Origin of the sequence: Halomonas sp. MMSF_3323 (genome assembly GCF_030733595.1) — a bacterium.
Lineage (GTDB): Bacteria > Pseudomonadota > Gammaproteobacteria > Pseudomonadales > Halomonadaceae > Halomonas > Halomonas litopenaei.
This window is the reverse complement of sequence record NZ_JASHIT010000079.1, coordinates 1-4,715: the sequence shown is the minus strand read 5'-3', so window position 1 is coordinate 4,715 and position 4,715 is coordinate 1. Positions and strand designations below refer to the sequence as shown.

The 4,715-nt window shown below is 63.4% G+C and carries 5 protein-coding genes and 4 tRNA genes; 4 read left to right on the top strand and 5 right to left on the bottom strand.

What is annotated here, in order from left to right; translation table 11 throughout:
- Position 1 precedes the first annotated feature (1 nt).
- The 5 genes from RBB39_RS22585 to RBB39_RS22565 form a co-directional block, all read right to left on the bottom strand.
- Positions 2–75: transfer RNA gene (locus RBB39_RS22585), tRNA-Asp, on the bottom strand.
- Between the two features lie 29 nt (positions 76–104).
- Positions 105–181: transfer RNA gene (locus RBB39_RS22580), tRNA-Asp, on the bottom strand.
- Positions 182–210: 29 nt separating this feature from the next.
- Positions 211–287 (bottom strand) — tRNA-Asp (locus RBB39_RS22575).
- Between the two features lie 40 nt (positions 288–327).
- A tRNA-Val gene (locus RBB39_RS22570) sits at positions 328–403 on the bottom strand.
- Between the two features lie 179 nt (positions 404–582).
- Positions 583–1,293, bottom strand: coding sequence for an alpha/beta family hydrolase (locus RBB39_RS22565; protein ID WP_157033031.1), 711 nt, complete (start codon positions 1,291–1,293; stop codon positions 583–585).
- Positions 1,294–1,458: 165 nt separating this feature from the next.
- Here RBB39_RS22565 and ccoN point away from each other — a divergent pair, with 165 nt between their 5' ends.
- Genes ccoN through ccoP form a run of 4 tightly spaced genes read left to right on the top strand, consistent with a single transcriptional unit; the run spans position 1,459 to position 4,677 of the window.
- Complete coding sequence (gene ccoN, locus RBB39_RS22560; protein ID WP_045992149.1) at positions 1,459–2,883, top strand: cytochrome-c oxidase, cbb3-type subunit I; 1,425 nt, start codon at positions 1,459–1,461, stop codon at positions 2,881–2,883.
- 23 nt (positions 2,884–2,906) lie between these two features.
- Positions 2,907–3,524 (top strand): cytochrome-c oxidase, cbb3-type subunit II, encoded by a 618-nt coding sequence (ccoO, locus tag RBB39_RS22555; RefSeq protein ID WP_045992150.1) that lies wholly within the window; start codon positions 2,907–2,909, stop codon positions 3,522–3,524.
- Positions 3,525–3,526: 2 nt separating this feature from the next.
- On the top strand, positions 3,527–3,739 hold the full coding sequence (locus RBB39_RS22550; RefSeq protein ID WP_045992151.1) for a CcoQ/FixQ family Cbb3-type cytochrome c oxidase assembly chaperone: 213 nt from the start codon (positions 3,527–3,529) through the stop codon (positions 3,737–3,739).
- On the top strand, positions 3,736–4,677 hold the full coding sequence (ccoP, locus tag RBB39_RS22545) for a cytochrome-c oxidase, cbb3-type subunit III (RefSeq protein ID WP_045992152.1): 942 nt from the start codon (positions 3,736–3,738) through the stop codon (positions 4,675–4,677). The genes RBB39_RS22550 and ccoP overlap by 4 nt, the downstream gene beginning before the upstream one ends.
- The last annotated feature ends 38 nt before the right edge of the window (positions 4,678–4,715 follow it).

Sequence of the window (4,715 nt, the reverse complement as noted above, 5' to 3'; positions counted from 1 at the left end):
GCGGACCGGACGGGACTCGAACCCGCGACCTCCGGCGTGACAGGCCGGCATTCTAACCAACTGAACTACCGGTCCGCAATGATGACCAATTCGAGAAGAGACGCTGGCGGACCGGACGGGACTCGAACCCGCGACCTCCGGCGTGACAGGCCGGCATTCTAACCAACTGAACTACCGGTCCGCAATGATGACCAATTCGAGAAGAGACGCTGGCGGACCGGACGGGACTCGAACCCGCGACCTCCGGCGTGACAGGCCGGCATTCTAACCAACTGAACTACCGGTCCAGCGCTCTCTACTCTACGTGTCCATCCATCATTTTCATGATGGTGGGTGGTACAGGGTTCGAACCTGTGACCCCCAGCTTGTAAGGCTGGTGCTCTCCCAGCTGAGCTAACCACCCCTGGTCACGTGGCGCTGCATTCTACAGAACATCCGGGGGATGTCAACGCGCTCCACGCATCTTTCTCGTTTTTTTTGTCCCGACTTTTGCCCGTGCATTCATCGACTTGGGCCGAAAGCCAGACGGCGCAAGGGCTGGCGCCACAGCGCCGCGATATCCACCCTTGTAGAAAGAAGCGCTCACGACTTGCCCATGGCGTCCGCGGTAGCGCGCGCCGCCTTAGCCATCAGGTCCTGACGCGACAGTCCACTCAAGCGCCGCGGCGACCAGTCGTGGTCGCCATCCTCGAGCCATTCAAGACGCGCATGCGCCGCCAACTCATAGCCCGCCACCTCGTCGCGAGTGCCGAAAGCGTCCCGGGTACCCTGCAGTACCACCAGAGGGCAAGCCAGCGACGGCCAGTGATCCAGACGCAGGCGCTCGGGCTTGCCCACGGGATGAAAGGGGTAGCCAGCCAGCACCAGCCCCGGCGCACCGTCCTCGGCGGCCAGCAGACTGGCCACCCGACCGCCCATGGACTTGCCGCCGAGCCACAGCGCCCCCGGCACCATCTGCGACAAAACGTCACGCCAGAGGCGCATTTCCTCCACCAGCCGAGCCACCCTGGGCGGCGGCCGCCGACGCCCCGCCGCACGCATCTCGCGCAGATAGGCAAACTCGAATGACAGCGTCTGTACGCCGGCCCTGGCCAGCGCCGCGCGCCATTCAAGCAAAAAGGGTGAATCGTGTCCGGCACCGGCCCCATGCGCCAGCAGCAGCACATTGCGACTGGGTGGCCCTTCCATGATCACCGGCGCCAGGTCGGGCACCTGCCACTCGCCACGGTGCCCGGCGGCGAGTGCCTGGCTGAATTCCTGAGTAAAAGCGTCGGGTAAAACGAGTTGTGACACGGCAAAGTTTCCAAAGTTCACTGCCACCAGAGGCTAAGTTCTTCTCACTGCCAGGCTGGGCTAGAATTCTGAGTGGTTGTTGATCTGCATCATTCTGAGGCAATTGCCGGGCAGGCACTATGGCCGGGGGATCGTCCCCTTTACGCGATCGATGGGAAACTGATCATGAGCACAGCATTTGAACATCCGACCTACAACTACAAGGTGGTCCGGCAGTTCGCGATCATGACGGTGGTGTGGGGCATCGTGGGCATGACCCTCGGTGTGATTCTCGCCGCCCAACTGGTCTGGCCGGAACTCAACCTTGGCTTGCCCTGGACAAGCTTCGGTCGGCTTCGCCCGCTGCATACCAATGCGGTCATCTTCGCCTTCGGCGGCTCCGCCCTGTTCGCGACGTCCTACTACGTCGTCCAGCGCACCTGCCAGGTGAGGCTGATCAGCGACAAGCTGGCCGCCTTTACCTTCTGGGGCTACCAGGCGGTCATCCTGTGCGCGGTCGTCACCCTGCCGCTAGGCCTCACCGAGGTCAAGGAATACGCCGAGCTGGAATGGCCCATCGACATTCTGCTCGCGGTGGTGTGGGTGACCTACGCAGCCGTCTTCCTCGGCACCATCAAGGTCCGCAAGACCTCCCACATCTACGTGGCCAACTGGTTCTTCGCCGCCTTCATCCTGACCGTTGCCGTACTGCACATCGTCAACAGCGCGGCCCTTCCGGTCACCGCCACCTACTCCATCTCCATTTACTCCGGCGCCATCGACGCCATGGTGCAGTGGTGGTACGGCCACAACGCGGTAGGCTTCTTCCTGACCGCCGGCTTCCTCGGCATGATGTATTACTTTGTGCCCAAGCAAGCCGAGCGCCCGGTCTACTCCTACCGCCTGTCCATCGTCCACTTCTGGGCGCTGATCATGGTCTACATGTGGGCCGGCCCCCACCACCTGCACTACACCGCCCTGCCGAACTGGGCGCAGTCGCTGGGCATGGTGATGTCGATCATTCTGCTGGCGCCCTCCTGGGGCGGCATGATCAACGGCATGATGACCCTCTCCGGGGCCTGGCATAAGCTGCGAACCGACCCGACCTTGCGCTTTCTCGTCGTTGCGTTGTCGTTCTACGGCATGTCGACCTTCGAAGGCCCGATGATGGCGGTGAAGACCGTCAACGCCCTGTCCCACTACACCGACTGGACCATCGGTCACGTCCACGCCGGCGCCCTCGGCTGGGTAGCGATGATCACCATCGGCTCGATGTACCACCTGATTCCACGCCTGTTCGGTCACACCGAGATGTACTCCGTCAAGCTGGTGGCGGTGCACTTCTGGCTGGCCACCATCGGCACCGTGCTGTACATCGCCGCGATGTGGGTCAACGGCATCCTGCAGGGCCTGATGTGGCGCGCCATCAACGAAGACGGCACCTTGATGTACACCTTCGTCGAGACCGTCGAGGCCAGCGGCCCCGGCTATATCGTGCGCCTGATCGGTGGCCTTTTCTGGGTGACCGGCATGCTGATCATGGCCGTCAACGTGGCCATGACCGTCAAGGGTTCCGCCAAGCGCGGCGCGCCCCTGCCCCAGACCGCCTGAGTCAACGAAGGACCGAGACTGACATGAAACACGAGATCATAGAAAAGAACGTCGGTTTGATGGCGGTGCTGGTGCTGGTGGTGATCAGCTTCGGTGGCCTGGCCGAGATCGTACCGCTGTTCTTCCAGAAGCAGACCACGGAGCCGGTCGAGGGCCTCGAGCCACTGTCCGCACTGGAACTGGAAGGCCGGGACATCTATCGCCGCGAAGGCTGCGTCGGCTGTCATTCGCAGATGATTCGCCCCTTCCGTGCCGAGACCGAGCGCTATGGCCACTACAGTGTGGCCGGTGAATCCGTCTACGAGCACAACTTCTTGTGGGGGTCCAAGCGCACCGGCCCGGACCTGGCCCGCGTCGGCGGTCGCTACAGTGACGACTGGCATCGTGCCCACCTCTACAACCCGCGGGACGTAGTGCCCGAATCGGTGATGCCGGCCTACCCCTGGCTGTTCGAGAACACCCTGGAAGGCGAGGACACCCCGGCCAAGATGCGCACCCTTCAGAAACTGGGCGTGCCCTACACCGACGAGCAGATCGCCAACGCCACCAGCGAGGTCCGCGGTGAGCGTGAAATCACCGCCCTGGTCGCCTACCTGCAGCAGCTTGGCACGGTGTTGCCCAGCTCGGCGAAGAGCCCGTAACCATGGATATCGGAACCTTTCGCGGCATCTTGACCGGCATCCTGCTGATCGCCTTCCTGGGCCTGGTGGCCTGGGCCTACTCGAGCCGCCGCAAGCGCGAGTTCGATCAGGCGGCGCAGCTGCCGTTCGCCGACGACGACGAACAACCGAATCGTGACCGCACGGCCGAGCGACAGGCCGATTCCCGAGAGGACAGGGGAGAGAAGAACACATGAATACGCTTTGGGGTGATGCCCTCTCAGGCTTCTGGAGTGCCTGGATCATCGTCATCACGCTCGGCACCATCGGCTTTGCGTTCTGGCTTCTGTGGGCCAACCGCAAGACCGACAAGCGCCCTGACGCCGACGGCACCGTCGAGACCACCGGCCACACCGCCGACGGTATCGACGAATACGACAACCCGCTGCCTCGCTGGTGGTTTCAGCTCTACGTTGCCACGGTGATCTTCTCCCTGGGCTATCTGGTGCTGTATCCGGGCCTCGGCAACTTCGCCGGTGTGCTGGGCTGGAGCCAGGAAGGTCAGTGGGAGGAAGAGGTCGCCCAGGCCGAAGAGCGCTTTGCGCCGATCTTCGAGAAGTACCAGCAGGTACCCATCCCGGAACTCGCTCAGGACGGTGACGCCATGCAGGTGGCCGAGCGCATCTTCCTCAACAACTGCGCCATCTGCCACGGCTCCAACGCCAAGGGCGGCTACGGCTTCCCCAATCTGACCGACGACGACTGGCTCTACGGCGGCGAGCCCGAGCACATCGTCACCACCATCAACAACGGACGCAATGGCCTGATGCCGTCATGGCAGCAGCTCGGCGCGGACAATATCGAGAACCTGACCCAGCATGTACTGTCGCTGTCCGGCCAGGCCGAGGACGCCGAACGTGCCGAAAAAGGCGGCGCCGTCTTCACCTCGGTATGTGCCGCCTGCCATATGCCTGACGGTACCGGCAACCAGGCGCTGGGCGCGCCCAATCTGACCGACGACAGCTGGCTGTACCAGGCACCGGGCCAGAGCCTGGCCGACTCCGTGCGTCAGACGCTGCGCAACGGCCGCAACGGCCATATGCCGGCGCAGGCCGCCTACATCGGCGAGGAGCGGGTCCACCTGGTCGCCGCCTATGTCTATGGTCTGAGCCAGAATCAGGACCAGAGTCAGTAGTGACCCCAGCGGGATCGCTCCCGCGGCGAGTGCGGCGC

What these genes read in the sequence shown, in the direction of transcription:
- RBB39_RS22550 (WP_045992151.1), top strand. Translation starts at nt 3,527, where the DNA reads ATGGATATCGGAACCTTTCGCGGCATCTTGACCGGCATCCTGCTGATC.
- ccoP (WP_045992152.1), top strand. Translation starts at nt 3,736, where the DNA reads ATGAATACGCTTTGGGGTGATGCCCTCTCAGGCTTCTGGAGTGCCTGG.
- ccoN (WP_045992149.1), top strand. Translation starts at nt 1,459, where the DNA reads ATGAGCACAGCATTTGAACATCCGACCTACAACTACAAGGTGGTCCGG.
- ccoO (WP_045992150.1), top strand. Translation starts at nt 2,907, where the DNA reads ATGAAACACGAGATCATAGAAAAGAACGTCGGTTTGATGGCGGTGCTG.